The sequence below is a fragment of the Bartonella sp. AA81SXKL genome, assembly GCF_042196945.1.
Lineage (GTDB): Bacteria > Pseudomonadota > Alphaproteobacteria > Rhizobiales > Rhizobiaceae > Bartonella.
The window spans coordinates 123037-142268 of record NZ_JBHIRH010000001.1; the positions used below are offsets into that span (position 1 = coordinate 123037).

15 protein-coding genes are annotated in these 19232 nt (G+C 40.8%); 4 read left to right on the forward strand and 11 right to left on the reverse strand.

The window, feature by feature from the left end; translation table 11 throughout:
- Positions 1-590: 590 nt before the first annotated feature.
- The 4 genes from ACFINZ_RS00660 to tkt all read right to left on the reverse strand — a co-directional run bounded on the left by ACFINZ_RS00660 (position 591) and on the right by tkt (position 6631).
- Positions 591-1622: a class I fructose-bisphosphate aldolase gene (locus tag ACFINZ_RS00660; protein ID WP_375633442.1), complete on the reverse strand. Its 1032-nt coding sequence runs from the start codon at positions 1620-1622 to the stop codon at positions 591-593.
- A 108-nt stretch (positions 1623-1730) separates the two neighbouring features.
- The gene (locus ACFINZ_RS00665; protein WP_375633490.1) at positions 1731-2924 is read right to left on the reverse strand and encodes a phosphoglycerate kinase; all 1194 of its coding nucleotides are present in this window, start codon (positions 2922-2924) and stop codon (positions 1731-1733) included.
- Between the two features lie 512 nt (positions 2925-3436).
- Complete coding sequence (gene gap, locus ACFINZ_RS00670) at positions 3437-4444, reverse strand: type I glyceraldehyde-3-phosphate dehydrogenase (RefSeq protein WP_375633443.1); 1008 nt, start codon at positions 4442-4444, stop codon at positions 3437-3439.
- Between the two features lie 180 nt (positions 4445-4624).
- A complete protein-coding gene (gene tkt / locus ACFINZ_RS00675) occupies positions 4625-6631 on the reverse strand; it encodes a transketolase (protein WP_375697118.1) in 2007 nt (668 codons plus the stop codon).
- 334 nt (positions 6632-6965) lie between these two features.
- Between tkt and ACFINZ_RS00680 the strand changes: the two genes are divergently transcribed.
- The gene (locus ACFINZ_RS00680) at positions 6966-7241 is read left to right on the forward strand and encodes a DUF4164 domain-containing protein (RefSeq protein ID WP_375617852.1); all 276 of its coding nucleotides are present in this window, start codon (positions 6966-6968) and stop codon (positions 7239-7241) included.
- 12 nt (positions 7242-7253) lie between these two features.
- On the forward strand, positions 7254-7637 hold the full coding sequence (locus ACFINZ_RS00685; protein ID WP_375636496.1) for a cell division protein ZapA: 384 nt from the start codon (positions 7254-7256) through the stop codon (positions 7635-7637).
- Positions 7638-9120: 1483 nt separating this feature from the next.
- Here ACFINZ_RS00685 and pyk read toward each other — a convergent pair.
- Positions 9121-10557: a pyruvate kinase gene (gene pyk / locus ACFINZ_RS00690; protein ID WP_375633445.1), complete on the reverse strand. Its 1437-nt coding sequence runs from the start codon at positions 10555-10557 to the stop codon at positions 9121-9123.
- The gene (locus tag ACFINZ_RS00695; protein WP_375633446.1) at positions 10554-11042 is read right to left on the reverse strand and encodes a DUF1036 domain-containing protein; all 489 of its coding nucleotides are present in this window, start codon (positions 11040-11042) and stop codon (positions 10554-10556) included. The genes pyk and ACFINZ_RS00695 overlap by 4 nt, the downstream gene beginning before the upstream one ends.
- A gap of 263 nt (positions 11043-11305) precedes the next feature.
- Between ACFINZ_RS00695 and ACFINZ_RS00700 the strand changes: the two genes are divergently transcribed.
- Positions 11306-11566 carry a DUF2312 domain-containing protein gene (locus tag ACFINZ_RS00700; RefSeq protein ID WP_005774567.1) on the forward strand — a complete coding sequence of 87 codons (261 nt, stop codon included), beginning with the start codon at positions 11306-11308 and terminating at the stop codon, positions 11564-11566.
- A 560-nt stretch (positions 11567-12126) separates the two neighbouring features.
- On the opposite strand, the gene rimJ is transcribed toward ACFINZ_RS00700, so the two are convergent.
- From rimJ to ACFINZ_RS00720, 4 genes are all read right to left on the reverse strand, one after another.
- Positions 12127-12693 (reverse strand): ribosomal protein S5-alanine N-acetyltransferase, encoded by a 567-nt coding sequence (rimJ, locus tag ACFINZ_RS00705; protein WP_375633447.1) that lies wholly within the window; start codon positions 12691-12693, stop codon positions 12127-12129.
- Between the two features lie 557 nt (positions 12694-13250).
- Positions 13251-15113, reverse strand: coding sequence for an ABC-F family ATP-binding cassette domain-containing protein (locus tag ACFINZ_RS00710; RefSeq protein WP_375680767.1), 1863 nt, complete (start codon positions 15111-15113; stop codon positions 13251-13253).
- On the reverse strand, positions 15113-15499 hold the full coding sequence (locus tag ACFINZ_RS00715; RefSeq protein WP_375633448.1) for a hypothetical protein: 387 nt from the start codon (positions 15497-15499) through the stop codon (positions 15113-15115). Before ACFINZ_RS00715 ends, ACFINZ_RS00710 begins: the two co-directional genes overlap by 1 nt.
- Before the next feature lie 105 nt (positions 15500-15604).
- Positions 15605-16240, reverse strand: coding sequence for a thiamine diphosphokinase (locus tag ACFINZ_RS00720; RefSeq protein WP_375617849.1), 636 nt, complete (start codon positions 16238-16240; stop codon positions 15605-15607).
- Positions 16241-16387: 147 nt separating this feature from the next.
- Between ACFINZ_RS00720 and ACFINZ_RS00725 the strand changes: the two genes are divergently transcribed.
- Positions 16388-17965 (forward strand): M48 family metalloprotease, encoded by a 1578-nt coding sequence (locus ACFINZ_RS00725; RefSeq protein ID WP_375634408.1) that lies wholly within the window; start codon positions 16388-16390, stop codon positions 17963-17965.
- A gap of 297 nt (positions 17966-18262) precedes the next feature.
- Here ACFINZ_RS00725 and ACFINZ_RS00730 read toward each other — a convergent pair whose 3' ends face one another.
- On the reverse strand, positions 18263-19174 hold the full coding sequence (locus ACFINZ_RS00730) for an RNA polymerase factor sigma-32 (RefSeq protein ID WP_375613183.1): 912 nt from the start codon (positions 19172-19174) through the stop codon (positions 18263-18265).
- Between the last annotated feature and the right edge of the window lie 58 nt (positions 19175-19232).

Below are 19232 nucleotides of genomic sequence, written 5' to 3' on the forward strand. Positions count from 1 at the left end.
GAAAAATTTATCCATTTTAACGAAAAAATAGGTGTTTTATTGAGGTGCAAATCTATTTTCTTTCGCAAGAGTTATTCAATTCGTTCGCCAATAGAAAACTACCCCCATTGAAGAGGAAGCTATCCTGACGCAGAAAAGCTTCATAATCTGTATTCCAATCCGCTCAGAAATCGCAACTTTCTAATCTACCCGCTTAATCCACCTTTGAAACTGCAATCAAATAAATTCTGCTGATGACAAGTAATGATAACATGAAAAAGAGAAAATATCACAATATCAAACTCTTCAATACAGTATGAGCTTTATGATTTTCACTCAAGAAGTAAGTGCCCACCCATGAACGACACCATACTAAAGTGCTGTGCATTCACAAATTTCCTAGCATTATCTCCCCTTCTCGAAATTGCACCTCTCCCGCAATCTTATCTCTCGATAGCACCCATTAAAGACTTTTAAAAGGTCCAAGGAAAAAACTCTCTGAGAAAGCTTTCAAGCCTAAAATGTCCCCGCCATTCTTATCATGATGAGGGCGCAAAAAATCACGCAGAAACATGAAAAATCTCTCCGCATTTAAAAACAGAGCTTGTCCTTCAAGCGCACGCTTTTTCTTGTTCTTTTGTCCATTGTCCCAAAGCCGCAAGATGGTTCATCCGAGCGCGATGACGAAATGCCTTCTGTGCAACAGCAATATTTTCATCTTTTCCTGCCCATGCTTTTAAGGCAGCTGCTTGCAATGCTCGTCCATAGGAAAAGGTCAATTTCCAAGGCAATACGCCCAAAGAATTCATGGCAGATAAATGCGCCGTTGCTTCCTGATCAGACTGCCCTCCAGAAAGAAAAGCAATTCCGGGAACAGCGGCAGGAACAGTCTGTTTAAGCACTTGGATGGTCTTTTCAGCAACTTCTTCAACAGAAGCCTTGCGAGCATCCTTTCCATCAATCACCATATTGGGCTTTAAAATCATCCCCTCCAAAAGAACACGAGCTTCAAACAATTCTTTAAAGACAGCCTGCAAAACAGTGCGTGTCACCTCAAAGCAGCGTGTAATTGAATGCCCACACGATGGTCCATCCATCAACACTTCCGGCTCAACAATGGGCACAATATTGAACTCCTGACATAAGGCAGCATAGCGTGCAAGAGCTTGTGCATTTTGTCTTATGGCGCCTCTTGTTGGCAAAGTGTGTTCATCAATAGCAATTACCGCACGCCATTTAGCAAAACGTGCTCCCAAAGCATAATAGTCTTTTAGCCGCTCACGAAGACTATCCAACCCTTCGGTAATTGTCTCTTGGGGAAAAGCAGCCAAGGGTTTCGCACCGGTATCAACTTTAATCCCTGGCAAAGCGCCTGAATCCCGAATAAGATCCGTCAACATTTTCCCAGTAGATGCTTTTTGCCGAATGGTTTCATCAAATAAAATAACCCCAGAGATGGCGTTTTCCATCGCTTCTTTTGTACTAAAAAGCATTTCACGATAAGCACGGCGCTTATCTTCATTGGATTCAACACCAATGCTTTCAAAACGCTTTCCAATGGTCGCCGTACTTTCATCTGCCGCCAAAATACCTTTACCCGCATGCACCAAAGCAAGTGCAATATCTTCAAGCCGTTCATTCATAAAAAATTCCTCTTTATTTTGTCTTAATTTCTAAAAATGCGCAACACTATCAAAACACTCTACACGACCGTATAGTTTTTCTTTAACCTTCCCCTTCAAAGAAGCCCTTTAAGCCTGCATAAGGGCAAGAATACCAGGAAGGGTCTTTCCTTCCATCCATTCCAAAAAAGCTCCTCCAGCAGTCGAAAGATAAGTAAAATCATTGGCAACACCGGCATGATTAAGGGCAAAAACCGTATCGCCCCCTCCCGCAATTGAAACCAACTTTCCCGTCAAACTACGTTCTGCTGCATGGCGTGCAACGGCAATGGTTCCCTTATCAAAGGGAGACATCTCAAAAACACCAAGGGGTCCATTCCACACAAGAGTAGCAGCTTCATCTATCGCAGCATTGATATGCGCAATAGAGCGCGTCCCAATATCCAATATCATGCCATCTTGTGGAATATCTTCAATGTCATAAAGACGATGCGGTGCATCTTTTTCAAAGCGAAATCCAACGACAGCATCCTGAGGAAGCAGAAGGGTACAGTGACACTCTTGCGCTTTTTTAATGATTTTTTTTATCGTTTCCATCAATGCATGTTCACACAGTGACTTACCAACAGACACACCTTGCGCTGCTAAAAAACTGTTAGCCATGCCCCCACCAATCACGAGATGATCAACCTTTTCCACCAAATGATTGAGCACAAAAAGCTTGCTGGAAACTTTCGCTCCTCCCACAATGGCAACCACAGGGTGTGTTGGATTGCCAAGTCCTTTTTCTAACGCCTGCATCTCACCTTGCAAAGAGCGCCCTGCATAAGAAGGCAACAAATGCGTTATTCCCTCCACCGAAGCATGGGCACGATGAGAAACTGAAAAAGCATCATTAACATAGAGATCTCCATTATGAGCCAAAGCTTCTGCAAAAGAACAATCATTCTTTTCTTCACCAGCATAAAAACGAACATTTTCAAGCAGTAAAACACCACCATTTTGTAATGACTCAACTGCAACCTGCACCGTCGAACCGATACAGTCAGGAGCAAAAGCAACCGGCTGATTAATGATCTTTTCCAGCACTTGCACAACAGGACGGAGTGAAAACTCTGGCTCTACCTTTCCTTTGGGGCGACCACAATGAGAAAGCAGAATAAGTTTAGCACCACACTTTTGCAGCTCAACGAGTGTCTCTTTATGCCGCTCTAAGCGTGTCGTATCACAGACCTTACCCTGCGCCATTGGCACATTAAAATCCACCCGCACAAGAACACGTTTTCCAGTGACATCAACATCATCAAGTGTACGAAACCCCATCACTGCTTCCTCTTCACTTTCCATTGTTTCAAATAAAAACGCATCCAACAACCCTGCCCACTTTTCTTTCCACTTATCCCCTCTTTGCTTTTACAAGAGACCCACGACAGCCCATCTCTCACCCTCTGTTTGAAAAGCCAAAGCTTTCATCATCAAATGTACAAAAGCCACTCATTGCTCTTAATCTTCATATCCCATTGTGGCAAACAAATGCATTGGCTCAACTTGATCTCTATTAAAGCTTCCTTTTACTTCTAAGCAAAAGAATTTACATCTCCTGTTTCCTAACGTTTTCTCAAAAGGTGTCTCGTTCATATCTTACTTTTTCAAAGTTTACTCTTTCATGCAGGTTTTAAAAGCACGTATTGACCCAGTATTAAAACAAAACACATCATCAATATTTCAATAGCCTCTTCTCTCTAGCGCATGAGAACAACAGCCTCTATCTGTTTTTCTCAAAATTGCACAAAAATGAGACTTTTCCCTATAAAAAGGAGGACCCTGAGGTCCTCTTATATTGTCTTAGCAAAAGCCACTGCCGTATCACTCATACGGTTAGAAAAGCCCCATTCATTATCATACCAAACCAAAACGCGACAGAGCTTACCATCAATCACTTTTGTTTGATCATTGTGGAAAATAGCTGAATGAGGATTATGATTAAAATCACAACTCACAAGTTTCTCTTCTGTATAATCCAAAATGCCCTTCAAAGGACCTTGTGCAGCAATAGCAATAGCTGTATTAATTTCTTCGATTGTTGTGGAACGCTTAGCGATAAATGTCAAATCAACCACAGAAACATTAGGGGTCGGAACACGAATCGATACACCATCAAGCAATCCCTTTAATTCTGGCAAGACCAATCCCACAGCTTTTGCCGCTCCTGTTGAGGTAGGAATCATAGAAAGAGCTGCCGCACGTGCACGATAAAGGTCCCGATGCATTGTATCCAACACAGGTTGATCACCCGTATAAGAATGGATTGTTGTCATGAAGCCCTTTTCAATGCCCACCGTGTTATGTAAAACTTGTGCAACAGGCGCCAAACAATTGGTTGTACAAGAAGCATTTGAAACAACGCGATGCTCGCTGCTTAAAGATTGATGATTAACCCCATAGACGACCGTAAGATCTGCTCCTTCAGAAGGCGCAGAAATAAGAACACGCTTTGCCCCCGCATCTAAATGAGCACTTGCTTTATCACGCGCAGTAAAAATACCCGTACATTCCAAAGCAATATCGATATCCAAATCTTTCCAAGGCAATTGAGCAGGATCACGCTCTGCGCATACCTTTATTAAACCACCTCCCACATCAATAGCATCCCCTATCACCTTAACGATATCAGGAAAACGCCCATGAACTGAATCATAGCGTAATAAATGGGCATTTGTTTCCACCGATCCCAAATCATTAATTGCAACCACTTCAATATCTTGTCGTCCACTTTCCACAAGTGCACGTAAAATATTGCGACCAATACGACCAAACCCATTAATTGCAACACGAACTGTCATTTCACATGTTTCCTCATAAATTTTTTAAGCACAACATTTAAAACACAATAAATGGGTATTTCACCAATCCCAAATCATTAATTCCCACATTGTCAATATCTTGATCACTCACTCACTTATCCACAATAATGCACAAAATATGATGCCCTAAAACCACCCCATTCATGACAACACAAGCTGTCACTTTGTCTTTTCTTCTTTGATCTTTTCCAGCTCTTTTTCAACGGTGGCAACGACATTTTCCCAAGTAATACCAAAATGCGCATAAAGGGCATCAATTGTTCCACTTGCCCCAAAGCCCTCCATACCAATAAACACACCATCACAGCCAATAAAACGGTCCCATCCTTGGGCGACGGCAGCTTCAATGGCAACTTTAATCGGTGCATCTCCAATGAGAGCACGCTGATAGGAGAGAGATTGTTGAGAAAAAAGTTCAAAACAAGGCACAGAAACCACACGCGTTGGGATGCCTTTTTCTTCTAACACCGCATGTGCCTCCACTGCAATTTGCAATTCTGAACCAGAAGAAAACAGCGTCACTTGTGCATCATCGCTAGCTGTTAGGAATTCATAAGCACCAAGCATACAGAGATTTTCTTCTTCATACTCCTGACGCAAAAGCGGTAGATTTTGTCGACTCAAAGCCAAGGTAGAAGGTGTCCCGCGTGCTTTCAAAGCCAATTGCCAACACTCGACTGTCTCCATAGCATCGGCAGGACGGAACACAAAATGATTAGGCATTGCACGCAGGCAAGCCAAATGCTCCACGGGTTGATGGGTCGGACCATCCTCACCAAGACCAATAGAATCATGAGTCATGACATAAATCACCCGCAACCCCATGAGAGAAGACAAACGCATAGCAGGACGCATATAGTCAGAAAAGCATAAAAAGGTTCCCCCATAAGGAATAAAGCCGCCATAAAGGGCAAGACCATTCATCACAGCTCCCATTACATGTTCGCGAATTCCATAATGCAGATAGCGCCCTGAAAAATCTTCAGCAGAGATACTTTTCATCTGGCTGCTTTTTGTATTATTAGATCCGGTTAAATCAGCCGAACCACCAATAGTTTCAGTAACGACTTCATTAATCACTTCAAGAGCCATTTCCGAAGCTTTACGCGTAGCAACAACAGGGCGCTCTTCAACGAGTTTTTGTTTATAAGTATCAATAGCACCATCAAATCCGCCCACGAGATCGCCCCGCATCAATCTTTCGAACTCCACACGCTCTGAAACAGGAAGATCAGCAAATTTTTCTTCCCATTTTTGGCGTTTTTTAGCAGCATTGAGACTAGCCAAGCGCCAATTATCAAGAATATCGGCTGGAATAACGAAAGGCTCAGCATCCCACCCTAACGCGATACGGGTTTCAGTGATTTCTCGTGCGCCCAAAGGAGCTCCATGAACTTTATTGGTACCCGCTTTATTGGGTGCTCCAAAGCCAATTGTTGTTTTACAAGCGATCAAAGTTGGTTTATCGGAATTTTGTGCCGCCTCAATAGCCCGCGCAATTGCTGCTTGATCATGCCCATTGACTTTATGTGTCTCCCAACCAGATGCCTTAAAACGCGCAATCTGATCTGTACTGTCAGCAAGGGAAATCTCTCCATCGATAGAAATATTATTATCGTCCCACAACACAATAAGCTTATTGAGTTTCAAATGACCAGCAAGGGAAAGTGCTTCTTGAGATATCCCTTCCATAAGGCATCCATCGCCCACCAACGCATAAGTGTAATGGTTGATAAGATCACCAAAACGGGCATTTTGCAAACGCTCTCCAAGAGCCATCCCCACGGCATTAGCCAACCCTTGTCCAAGAGGACCAGTCGTTGTTTCGATTCCTGCCACATGCCCATATTCTGGATGCCCGGCAAGCTTTGCTCCTAATTGGCGAAAATTTTTGAGATCTTCAATGCCAATATCTTCATAACCAGAAAGATACAAGAGAGCATAAAGCAACATAGACCCATGTCCTGCTGATAACACAAAACGATCACGGTTAGGCCAGCGAGGTTTTTTGGGGTCGTGAGCAAGAAATTTTGTGTAAAGAACCGTAGCAATATCGGCTGCTCCCATTGGCAAGCCCGGATGACCAGAATTTGCTTTTTCAATCGCATCAATAGCAAGAAAACGGATAGCATTGGCCATCTGATTCTGTTGGTGGGTGTTTGTCATGAATAATCGACCATTTCGTTAAATACGTTATTCTGTTGCTTTTTCCGTATTCTCTTAAAATTCTCAAGAAATACTATTTTCTAACCATTAGCGTGAGACTTTTTGCCACCACTTCAATAATATTAATAACATTCCCCTCACGCGTTCTGTATATCCATGTCATTTATGCCAATACGCGCAAAAAATCCAGCTTTTAATTTATATCTATCCCCTGCTTTGCTTGCTAAAATATCCTACATACTTAAAAATAAAATGCACACAACACAAGAGTGAAAGTGATTCGTTTTTGCATAACACATTGATAAAGGATACAATTACCCAAAGGATAAAGGCAATGAACCAAGAGACTACAGTTCTACAAGATGCTTTAGAGCACCTAGAAAAGGCACTTAGAACTTTAGAGATTACCATAATAAACCGCAATGCGGTTATTAATAAAAATAACGAATGGGAAGAAGAAATCCAACGAATGAATGCTGACCGCAGCCATCTTGCCCAAGCGCTTGACAAAGCTGAAGCCCAAATTGAACGCTTAGAGTCCGTAAACAAAGAAGTTTCCAAACGTCTTATTAAAGCAATGGAAACAATTCGTGTTGTCATTGATAGATAAAGGTTTGAATGTATGGAAACTGTTTCCGTTACCATTGATGGTAAAGTTTATCGCATGGCTTGTGACAAAGGACAAGAACGTCGTCTTATTGCGCTTGCTGCTCAATTGGATCAATATATCACACATTTAAAGAACAATTTTGGTGAAATTGGCGACCATCGTTTATCGGTTATGGCTGGCATAATGATTATCGATGAAATGGAAGAAATAAAACGAGAAAATAAAAAATTACAAGAAGACTACAATACTCTTTTACGACTCCACAACGAAAGAGACCGCACCATGGGGAAAATTATGCGTGACACCACACAACGCATTGAAAATCTCACCAACCAATTGCTCAAAGATGATCAAAACTGCACAAACATTCAAGAACAAGAACAGGAAGATTTCTAAAAAGTACATCAGCGCGTAATAAACCAGAGGTTTGACTTGTCCGCCACATCTCACAGGATAAAAATTCTTAAACCCACACCAGTGTGTAAACAGTCTGGTTTTTTATAGGAAGGATTCCAGCTACTCACGACTTATGGGATTAACTTAAACCTCAACGAGAAAGCCCTACCCTGAATATTTCACCTCCGCACAAACACTTCCTATATCAAGGAAGCTGCCTTATATCACCACATTTCAAATGAGATGTCTTTTAACCGCGCAATAAGATAACAAAACCAACATCATTGTAAAAAAATCATATAAATGACAACAGCAACAAACAAATAAAGCACCCTTCGAAAAAAAGAGCTATATTCATGTTCCCTATGAATGCATGCCAAAAAATTCTTTCCCCTAGATAATATCAAGCATATTCAATATATATTAAAAAATAACCTTATCTATTATACCGTAAAACACCGCCACTTGATAATACAAGCACCATGGAGTCTTTGCACCTGAAATGTCCATCCGATGAAACCCACCGAAAAGAACCGTATCATTTATAAACCAGCGTGAATTAAGTATTTTCATCCTTTAGAGCAGGAAAAAAGTCAAACTCGAAGAGTATGTTAATCTCATACAAGCTCAAACATTATAAACAACAATAATAGCTCTTGAAAACATTCTCTACCGACATCTTTATCCTTATAACAAACAAACAATTCATCCATACCTCTCTCCCCACCCCTCAAAATCTCCAAGCTTAATAAAAGAAAGAGCAAATCGGCATCATCATTATAGTCAGCCCTCAATATTGCGATAGCCCCCTTGGCTCGTAAAACGATTCATAAGAGGCATTTTTGTACACTTTTTACCCACATGCCCCACCCGCTTGTGACGTGCAAACAAAGAGTTATGATTAACAAAACATAAATAAATTGAAGAGAATTTTACGGAATTCGGGGTTCTAATTCAAGTTTAATAACGATAAATTATCATTATAAATCAATATTTTGCAAATGCTTCGACAAAGCATATTTTAAAAACACATTCACCCATCACTTTTTCTCATAACATACCAGTACGATTTTTTAGGCACATAATTTTAACTTTATTCAATTCTGTTGGCAAAAGTTTAAAATGAGAACAATTTCAAGGCTCTTATCCAAAAAGAAAAAGAATAAATTCTCATTATCAATAAACATCTCGCTCGTATAAACATCAATAAAGCAATCCCCAATATGCCTCAATGAAATAAAAGGAGGAGCTCCCATTAAATGCCTACCGTAAAAGCAGCTTCCTCAGAACTAAAACAAAATCAACAGACAACATCACCGCATCTGCTCCCATCCCCAAACTGGACGACCTAACGCAATACCTTTCTATCTTACGATAGGAGATAAAAGAATAATGGGTCTATGGAGGCATTCACAAGAGGCGCACACCCGTTGTTTTTAAAGCCTGTTCAAAGGCGCATGAAAAAACACCATGCGTAAACGGCTCAAATCCCTTTCGTTCCATCTTGGGAGACAGAGGCAATACGCAAGAGATTTGTCGCACCGGGCGTTCCAAGGGGAACCCCAGCTGTCACAAGGAAGCGATCTCCCCCTTTGCAAAAACCTTCCTGAAATGCAATGGCTGCTGCACGATCAACCATATCCTCTAAACTCCGTGCATCTTGCGTGACCACACAATGAAGCCCCCAAACTAAAGCCAAACGCCGTGCTGTTTCCACAATGGGCGATAAAGCAATAATGGGTCTATTAGGGCGTTCACGAGAGGCACGCACCCCGGTGGTTCCTGAAGCCGTATAAGCAATAATAGCGGATAGCGCAAGTGTTTCAGCAATCTGACGTGCAGCAAGAGAAATCGCATCCGTTCCTGTTGATTCTGGTGCTGGATGTTGTGCTCCAACCTGAGCGGCATAAGTATGATCTTGTTCGATTTGTCGCGCGATTCGGTCCATCATAAGCACAGCTTCTTCAGGATAGCGACCAGAAGCAGATTCAGCAGACAACATCACCGCATCTGTTCCTGCATAAACTGCTGTAGCAACATCCGACACTTCTGCGCGTGTCGGAACAGGAGATGTAATCATTGATTCAAGCATCTGTGTTGCCACCACAACAGGCTTTCCTGCTAAACGACAAGCTTTTATGAGCTCCATCTGAAGTGCAGGGACCTTTTCCAAAGGCATTTCCACTCCAAGATCACCCCGTGCAATCATAATACCATCGGATACCTCAATAATTTTCTCTATATGCTCCAAGGCTTGAGGCTTTTCGATTTTAGCCATCAAAGACACCTTGCTTTTCGTCAACTGACGCACCGCCATAATATCTTCTGGACGTTGAATAAAAGAAAGAGCAACCCAATCAACAGGCTGCTGTAAAAGAGCCTGAAGATCCTCCTTATCTTTTGACGTCATTGAATCAAAAGGCAAAATTGTATCGGGAAAACTGACACCCTTTCGATCAGAAATACGGGTTCCAGCAACCACGCGACACTGTACAGAATGACCATCACAAACTTGCGCACGCAGTTCCACCCTTCCATCATCAATCAACAACCGGTCCCCTGGTTTAATCGCCGAAAATACATCCTCATGAGGGAAAAAAACACGCTGTGCATCACCAAGAACATCGCGATTATCTAATGTAAAGTTTTGTCCAACACGCAAATCTTCTTGACCCTTAGCAAAACGCCCCACACGCAGTTTTGGCCCCTGAAGATCCACCAAAATACCAATGGGGCGTCGAACTGTTTTTTCAACTTCTCGTATAGACTTGACCAAATCACCCATCATATCACGATCAGTATGGCTCATATTAAGACGAAAAACGTCTGCTCCTGCCCTAAAAAGCTTCTCAATCATCAAACGAGAAAAAGAAGAAGGACCAAGAGTCGCAATAATTTTCACTTTACGTGCACGTTTCACGGTGGAGAATTTCCTGAAAGAGAAGGTATAACTGAATTGTTTAACAAAGACTCATCCGTCAACTGGATCATCCAACTGGTTTGATTTCCGGTATCGATTTCTTTAAATTCAGCCTTTTGATATCCTCGAGGGAAACAATCATGAACGCCTTGAATGGTAAATTGGCTATCTTGCACACACATGGTTACAGAGCCTGCCCAGTTCCCCTTTTTTTGTGCCCCTTCCGCATAAAAATAATAAAACCGTGAAGCAAGAGGCCCCTCAATTAAGGTTTTACACTCCGTCACGGGTACCGTCCACCAACCTTCGCTCACCCATCCTGAAAATGTACGATATCCAAGAGCAACCCCTACAGACTGTTGGGTTGTATTACAAACCCTAAAGTCAGCTTTTGCAAAAACAACAAGGGGAAACAAGAGCAAAATGCTCAAGAAAAAAACCTTAAATCCTTTCTGAAGCACCCAATATCGTTTTTTTAAAATCACAAAACTTCCTCTATAATGTCAAATTCTCAAAACAAATTACACACTTCTTTTTCAAAAGCTTTTCAAGTCTAAAACGTATATTTTTATATTTTTCTTTTTATAGCCCTTTTATCAATGCATATATCTTAAAAATTTTACAAAATATTTAAAGTCAATTTGTAAAAAAGCTGTGTAGCTTGATTTACTTTATTGTTTTCAAGCTTTTTTAACATAAATTCGTCGTCGAAAAACAACTTAAAATATATAACTTGGAGAAAAATACAATGAACGATACAGTAACCGATCAAACACACGCTATATCCGTAAACCAATTACGCTCTTTTATCGAACGTATTGAACGACTAGAAGAAGAGAAAAAAACCATTTCTGATGATATTAAAGACGTTTACACTGAACTTAAAGGCTCTGGTTTTGATAGTAAAGCTGTTCGAAGCATTATACGGCTGCGTAAAAAAGAAGAGCATGAAAGAATGGAAGAAGAAGCAATCATTGAACTTTATAAAAATGCGCTTGGTATGAATTAAAACCATTGATAACATTGGAAATTTTTTTAAGAAAAGAAAATACAAAAAAAATGGCAAAAAACAAATGAATGTATAAAAATTTCACCCAAACAATAAGCCGTTTGTGTAACTTGTAACGAGACTATCGATCACAGAATACACAATATTGCAACAGCCCTCACATTTAAAAGGATTTATACAGAGAATTTTTATTCTTGTTCTTCAATCATTTTTATCCACATAAACCCTCACTTGTATGCCAACCTATGCCAACCCAGTTTGTGATGTGCAAGAGAGGTGTTTTTATGATTAAACATCAATAAATTTGAAATGAGAAAGTCTTCCGATATTGAGGACTCTCTTCCTTCAAATTGAACAAAATGAATTATGATGATAAATCAATTCATTATCTACAAAAAGAAACATATGAAAGCGGTCAGCAGTTGAAATCCGCTAAATGAGAGTCTGAGCTGTTTACAAAAGAAGAGCTGGTTAAGGATCTTTATCTTTTAGGATAGGCAGAAATTCGGCATATTTACACATTTGATAAAAAGCCCCTTGATAGAACTTTTAATAAAACTTTATTCGAATCTATTAACCGACTCATACAGATCATTGATTCGAGAGGTTAGAATGTGATCTCTCCATTTTCCAGAAATCATCAAATAGTCTTTGGCATAGCCTTCTTTTTCAAAATGAAGGCGTTTTAATAAACGTTCGCTTTTTATGTTCTCAGGTCTATAATTTGCCATCACTCTATGCAGATGATAAACATGAAAGATATGCCGTATTAGAGCCGATAAACTCTCAAACATAAGACCTTTACCTTGTTGTTTTTCATCAAGAGAAAAACCAAGATGACAAGCTTGAAAAACACCCCGAACCACATTTGTAAAATTCACAACACCAATGACTGTGTTTTCATTTTTTAATCGTACGGCATATCGGTATGCTTGTCCTTGTGCACTTTCATAAGCAAATGCATTAGCTCGTGTTTCCCAAGCTGTTAGGCTGTGGTAACCATCAGATCTAACAGGTTCAAAAGGACGCAGATGATTCGCATTACGGAGGGAATAAGAAGACAGTTCAGCTGCATCTTCTAAACCGATCAATGTAGAAATTGTTCGCTTTGTTTTAATTGCTATCATTTTCTCCTCCTAGAAATGTTATAATAACACGTTGATTTATCCTAACAAATCATCATTTTTAAACTTAAATCATAACGTCGAATACAGTAAGCTTTCCTCATCACAACACTTCTCACGTTAGAATCAATGAAGATCATTTGCTTTTCCGTCATAAGCAAGGTTGGTGTATTTAGGATATAAGGTAAAGATAAGGGAATGTTTCTTATGAATGCTCTCAAGTTCCAAGGGGGCTGTAGCAACATTGGGGACTGGCAAAGTATGCAATGGAACTGGCGTACTTCCATATACGAAATTTTGAAAAAACTCACGGCAAAGGTAGTTTTGTTTCTTTGCCTTGTAAACGAAGAGCATGCTTGTTTTGCGCTATCATATCACTGCTCCCCCGTATAGAAATCCCAATGACCATCACCTTGAAATGCTATATGTTACAGTGCAATCTAAAAAGTCTCTGCCATAACTCGTCAACAGCACTGTTCCCGCTAAATCAGCCACAAACTCTTGTAACAAATCAAAGAAAAGCGATGATGCAATACAAATCTTTTAAAGTTTTTTAGATATTATCGTGAACACGCTTCCATTTCTTCGCGTAAAATTTCAAGTTCTAGCCATTCTTCTTGCTTTTGTGTGCAAGTATTTCTCTTTTTTTCCAACGCTGTTGATAAACGCTCAAAACGTTCTTTATCGCGGCAATAAAGGGTTGGATCAGAGAGCTCTTGCTCAATTTTTTTGATTTCGTCCTGTAAAACAGCAATTTCTTCAGGCAATTTTTCCAATGCATAAACCTGCTTATAAGACAATTTACTTCGTGTTTTTTTCTCTCGCCCTATCAAGCTATGATCTATTGATGTATCCTGTTTTGAAAGCTCTCCCGCATGAGATTTTGAAGGTGCTTTACGCTGCGATAATTCTGTTCTTTTGCGTTGTAAGCGAAGAGCATGCTGGTTTTGCGCCATCATATCACTATAGCCGCCCGCATACAAAACCCAATGACCATCACCTTGAGGTGCCAACATATGCGTTACAGTACGATCTAAAAAGTCTCTGTCATGGCTGACCAACAATACTGTCCCCGCAAAATCAGCAATAAATTCTTGCAACAAATCCAAAGTTTCCATATCCAAATCATTGGTCGGTTCATCAAGAATCAAAAAGTTTGCAGGACGAGAAAGAAGTCGTGCAAGCATGAGGCGTGCTCTTTCTCCCCCTGAAAATTCTTTAAGGGGAGTGCGAGCTTGTTCCGGTAAAAATAAAAAGTCTTTCATATAAGAAACGACATGCCGCTCCAGCCCATTGATCACAAGAGTATCACCTCTTCCTCCCGTTAAATAATGCGCTAAAGTTTCTTCTTCATTTAAAATACGTTGCTGATCAAGCAATGCCATAGAGAGGTTATAGCCATGCCTCACCGTTCCACCATCCACGGCTTCTTGCCCAATTAATACAGAAAGGAGCGTTGTCTTTCCGATACCATTGGGTCCTACCAACCCGATTCGATCACCACGCTGAATGCGCAAAGAGAAATCTTTCACGATAATGCGATCACCATAGGATTTTGAAATTTTCTTTGCTTCAAGCACCAATTGCCCAGACTCATGACTTTTCGCTGCTGTCAAAAGTGCATTTCCAGGCTGCCCTTTATAGGTTTGATGACGCTGTCTTAAGTTGTTTAATTCGCCTAAACGCCGTACGTTACGCTTACGCCGTGCACTTACGCCATAACGTAACCATTGCTCTTCACGAGCAATTTGGCGCCCCAATTTATGCTGCTCAATGGCTTCTTCTTGCAACGCCTTATCACGCCAACTTTCAAATTCTGAAAAACGCTTTTCCAGTCTTTTGGTTGTGCCACGATCAAGCCATACCGTTGACCGCGTAACATTTTCTAAAAATCGCCGATCATGGGAAATCACCACAATCGCTGAACGCAAAGAAGATAAAACAGCTTCCAGCCATTCAATGGTTGGTAAATCAAGATGATTGGTTGGTTCATCTAAGAACAAAATATCGGGTTTTGCAGCAATGGCCTGTAACAATGAAACACGCCGCTTTTCGCCTCCCGAAAGCGTTTCCAATTTTTCCGCCCCCGAAAACCCTAAATTTGTGCGAAGCGTATTGATCCACTGGACATCAGATATATCGTCCAGCCCCGCTTCCATATAAGCGTTAATATCTTCAAATCCTGAACAATCCGGATTTTGTGAAACATAACGGAGCGTCACTCGCGGGTGGCGAAAAATTTCGCCACCATGAGGCTCTAATATTCCCGCGGCAATTTTTAACAGAGTTGATTTTCCACAACCATTACGGCCGACCAGCGCAATACGCGCCCCTTGCTCAACCGATAAAGAAGCTTGATTGAGCAAAGGCGTTTTTCCAAAATTTAAGAAAATGCGGTCAAGCCGCAGAAGCGGCACCGCCATTAACGAACGCGGTGCGGACAAGGTGCTTTATACATCACCCCTCTTGCATCACGGTAAGCACACAATTGCCGTACAGGAACTCTCTGTCCACAAGGTGCTTGGTAAACATGCCCTCTACGACCGCGATACGTGCACAATTGTGATGCCTGTCTTTGTTGTTTTCTTTGATTTGCAGCTGCACCTGTTACTGTTCCAGCCAAAGCACCAAATGCTGCACCGGTAAGTGCTGCTCCAGGCGTACTTCCAGCAATAGCAGTTCCAGCCAAAGCACCGATTGCTGCTCCTCCTACGCCGTAACGTGCAACGCGTTCATCGTTTGTGGTACAAGCAACTGAACTGAAACCAATGGCTGAAACAACTGCCACTTTAAAAATTGATTTTAACATATCAAAACCTTTCCTTCTCAAGATCAATACATAATATATCGTTTATGTCGGCACTTATAATCACTAGTCCTCCCCCTGCCTTATTCAAAATATATTGGAAGAGCTTTATGGAATAGGCACAGACGCTAACAATATAGCTTTTCCAGAACCTAAATGGCAAGAAAAGGTTCCACAAATACGGTTAGAAAGTGTTAAAGAAGAGCCAAATGACACATTTTTGTCACAAACTGGCCATTTTACCCCTTTAAGAGTTAAACCTTTTAAATCAGAAAAACCGATAATACTAAACAAACATCCCTTAGGCAAATCATACGAACAAGGTTTTGACAAAACCGGCCAACCTTCTTCCAAACCGCTTGTCAACAACACTGAAATACCCCTTTCAGCCATCATCAACGCTTGCGTCATATGAGAAAGGCTATGATCACTTCGCTCCCCTCCCAAAGCACCGCACAAAATAAGCTTTTTAGCGCCATTTTGCAACGCTCTTTCACATGCCAGAGCACTATCTGTCATATCTTTATCAGAGGGAAAAACTTCACGCGGAACATGACTATATTGACGTATTAAGTTCTCATCTGATGAATCAAAGTCCCCTAACCACAACTCAGGCGTCACATTAAGCGCTGCCGCATGACGCATACCACCATCAGCAGCAATTACCCGACTGTTTTGAATTTGATTAAGCAAACGATCAGTGATATGAACATCCCCATTTAATAATATCGTAAATGTTGTCATGCCATACTTTGCCTTTCACAAAATTTTCTTTACAGTGCATCTTTTTATAAGTGAGAGTCATTTTTTATAAACAAAAAGCGTGATATAGCCAAACGAATCCTTATCCCTAATGCCTTTCTTAAAGAAACATACGATATAAAGATACAAATGCAATTTGCCAAATTACTCCGCAGAAATAATGTGCACCATGGTCCAACGCACCCCATTTTTCACCGCAATTTTCTTTTTCGCTCTTGCCTGTATAAAGCAACTTTCATAAGTTTAACGTTTCTCCTTTCAGCTTGTCATACACCCTTTTCTCAAAATGATAGGTTTTCTTCCACTTCTTCTAAAACGATCAAACGTACCAACAACCACAATATCTATGTCACATTAAGCGCTCTGCAACACCCACGTATTTTGCAAATGTATGGTGGCGCTTATCATGATGCAAAACTTGAACACCTTTTAGCAAAGATTGTCCGTAAACTGGCAGTTGCATCCCATAGTTCTCATCAAAGCTATTCTGTAACAATTTTAAACTCAGAAACTATCAACGCTTTTGCGCTCCCCAACGGCTCGATCTACATCACTCGTGGTATGCTGGCATTAGCCAATGATTCTTCAGAAGTTGCAGCCATTTTAGCCCATGAGATAGCACATATCAGAGCCAATCATGGCATTTTACGCCTGCAAAAAGAAGCCCAATTAAAGATGACAAATCACATGTCTTCACGTCTTCTTTCTTCTATTGGCAAAAAACTTCATAACCCTATGCAAAACAAGCAACAACTCGCGCAATTTTCCCGCAATCAAGAGCTGGAAGCTGATTCCATTGCGCTCGAAATGCTCCAACAATCAGGATATGATCCTTTTGCTTCACCACGCTTTCTTCAAACAATGGAAGCCTATAGTGCTTTTCGTAATATCTCTGGCTCCCAAAATGCCTCTCTAGATTTTCTAGCCTCTCACCCAACTACCCCTCAACGCATTCGGCTTGCGATAAAAAAAGCGGGTAAAATCAGTAAAGGGAATAGTAAAATATCTGATCACGATTCTTTTCTCAAAAGCATTGATGGCATAATTTTTGGAGGAGGCTTTTATACAGGTTTTGTACGAGGCAACCAATTTATTCACCCACAATTGCGCATAGCTTTTTCTGTTCCAAACAATTTTACAATAGAACATTCAGCACATACTGTTTGGGCCAGTGGACCAGATAAAATTGCGATTCGTTTTGACGCTATTCCACATCCTGCTGAAATATCTGCGAGTGATTATTTGAAAAGTGGCTGGATTATCGGTCTAGACCAATCATCTATCCGCCCCATCACAATTCAAGGGCTCCCCAATCAAGAATTTATGCGTCAAGAATCCCAAAGCCAAAATTTACTTGGAGCAAGGGCCCATGCTACCAATGATCAATGGCAATTTGATGTGGTTGTCATTCCATTCAACAACCACATCTTTCGTTTTTTGACGGCCGCTCCACATAATTCTCGAAATTTTGCAGAGGTTGCCCAAAAAACGCTACAAAGCTTTCATTCTCTTTCATCTTCACAGTTAAAAAAATTGCAGCCCTTAAAAATCCGTGTTGTCCGTGTTAAACAAGGAGAAACCGTTGCAAATCTTGCAGATAAAATGCAATACACACCATATAAAGAAAAACTCTTTCGCATCCTCAACGCCCTCTCACCAACGCAAACTTTACCGGCAGGTACAAAAGTGAAAATTATTACAGAATAAGCCTTTCTTCTCATCTGTTACAGTTTTGATTCTTTTCTGTCTGTATCACGCCCTCCCCCTTAAAGCATATTCGAAAATAAAGAGGAACACTTTAAAATCCAACTTCATCATACCTTTATAGGTCTCCGTTTGATATATATTTCCTCCAACTAACAGCCCCCTATCTTCCTCTGTAGTAGCGCTCCCAAGGAGGCATATTTCTAAACAAATCCGGACATCCCCTAAAACTGACTTTATCATATTCTCATATGCCCCCACTTAATATATTCTCTTTCCCCCCAAAAAGCCTTTCACTGCTTATATATCGTAAGCATCTTCTGAATGAATCGTAAGGAGAGCAGAACGCAATTTTTGCAAAGCCCTAGCTTCAATTTGACGCACGCGCTCTTTCGAGATTCCTAACTTTTCACCCAAAACTTCGAGAGTCGCACCCTCTTCATTTAAGCGACGAAAGCGAATAATTTCCAACTCCCGTTCGTTGAGAATTTGCAACGCATCGTAAAGCCATTGTGTACGCCGTTGACCATCAATGACTTGCTCAATTAAAGCATCAGGAAGAGGACTATCATCCACCAAAACATCCATCTTAGCAATGGGATTATCACTGTTCTCAGAAACAGAAACACTCAAGGAATTATCAGAACTGGAAAAACGAAAATCCATCGTTTCAACATCGCGCACGGAAACACCGAGTTTTTCAGCGATTGTGCGAAAAATATCCTGTTTTGACAAAGCACTATCATCTTGTATCAGTTTTGCACGCAAACGCCGAAGATTAAAGAAAAGTGCTTTTTGCGAAGAACTCGTTCCCCCTCGAACGATTGACCAATTTCGCAAAATATAATCTTGAATAGAAGCGCGTATCCACCACGTTGCATATGTTGAAAAACGCACTTCCCGATCAGGTTCAAAACGTGCAGCTGCTTCCAATAGTCCCACATACCCTTCTTGTACCAAATCCCCCAATGGCATTTTGAAACGTTTAAAGCGATTAGCAATAGCAATCACTAAACGCATATGAGCCGCTGCAATTTGATGCATGGCGTCATCATCACGTTTGTCTTTCCACCGCAGAGCCAAATCATGCTCTTTTTGTCGTTCAAGATAAGGTGCTTGCATAGCAGAACGCATCATATTACGTCCTAAGCTTTTGTCTGCATCGCTATAATTTTTGCTGCTTTTATAAACAGCATTTGAAAGATTACCCATAATAACCCCTTGCGATTAAAATTATCAAAATTGATTTGGCAACGACATCATTGTTCTT

Excerpts from the sequence above, each read along its gene's own strand:
- ACFINZ_RS00665 (WP_375633490.1), bottom strand. The coding sequence starts at position 2,924 with ATGGGGTTTCGTACACTTGATGATGTTGATGTCACTGGAAAACGTGTT.
- gap (WP_375633443.1), bottom strand. The coding sequence starts at position 4,444 with ATGACAGTTCGTGTTGCAATTAATGGGTTTGGTCGTATTGGTCGCAAT.
- ACFINZ_RS00730 (WP_375613183.1), bottom strand. The coding sequence starts at position 19,174 with ATGGGTAATCTTTCAAATGCTGTTTATAAAAGCAGCAAAAATTATAGC.
- ACFINZ_RS00660 (WP_375633442.1), bottom strand. The coding sequence starts at position 1,622 with ATGAATGAACGGCTTGAAGATATTGCACTTGCTTTGGTGCATGCGGGT.
- ACFINZ_RS00720 (WP_375617849.1), bottom strand. The coding sequence starts at position 16,240 with ATGACAACATTTACGATATTATTAAATGGGGATGTTCATATCACTGAT.
- ACFINZ_RS00715 (WP_375633448.1), bottom strand. The coding sequence starts at position 15,499 with ATGTTAAAATCAATTTTTAAAGTGGCAGTTGTTTCAGCCATTGGTTTC.
- ACFINZ_RS00685 (WP_375636496.1), top strand. The coding sequence starts at position 7,254 with ATGGAAACTGTTTCCGTTACCATTGATGGTAAAGTTTATCGCATGGCT.
- ACFINZ_RS00710 (WP_375680767.1), bottom strand. The coding sequence starts at position 15,113 with ATGGCGGTGCCGCTTCTGCGGCTTGACCGCATTTTCTTAAATTTTGGA.
- ACFINZ_RS00680 (WP_375617852.1), top strand. The coding sequence starts at position 6,966 with ATGAACCAAGAGACTACAGTTCTACAAGATGCTTTAGAGCACCTAGAA.
- rimJ (WP_375633447.1), bottom strand. The coding sequence starts at position 12,693 with ATGATAGCAATTAAAACAAAGCGAACAATTTCTACATTGATCGGTTTA.
- tkt (WP_375697118.1), bottom strand. The coding sequence starts at position 6,631 with ATGACAAACACCCACCAACAGAATCAGATGGCCAATGCTATCCGTTTT.
- ACFINZ_RS00725 (WP_375634408.1), top strand. The coding sequence starts at position 16,388 with ATGCAATTTGCCAAATTACTCCGCAGAAATAATGTGCACCATGGTCCA.
- ACFINZ_RS00700 (WP_005774567.1), top strand. The coding sequence starts at position 11,306 with ATGAACGATACAGTAACCGATCAAACACACGCTATATCCGTAAACCAA.